At 52.4% G+C, this 227-nt stretch carries 1 rRNA gene; it reads right to left on the bottom strand.

What is annotated here, in order from left to right:
• Positions 1–227 (bottom strand): 16S ribosomal RNA (locus OCU55_RS23890); the annotation flags it as partial.

Genomic DNA, 227 nt, shown 5'->3' with positions numbered 1-227 from the left:
CCGCGACATGCTGATTCGCGATTACTAGCAACTCCGGCTTCATGTAGGCGAGTTTCAGCCTACAATCCGAACTGGGACAAGTTTTTGAGATTTGCTCCACCTCGCGGTCTTGCATCTCTTTGTACTTGCCATTGTAGCACGTGTGTAGCCCTAGACATAAGGGGCATGATGATTTGACGTCATCCCCACCTTCCTCCCGGTTAACCCGGGCAGTCTCGCTAGAGTGC

Origin of the sequence: Clostridium folliculivorans, assembly GCF_024341905.1 — a bacterium.
In the GTDB taxonomy this organism is placed as follows: Bacteria; Bacillota; Clostridia; order Clostridiales; family Clostridiaceae; genus Clostridium_AR; species Clostridium_AR folliculivorans.
This window is presented reverse-complemented; position numbering and strand designations above follow the sequence as displayed.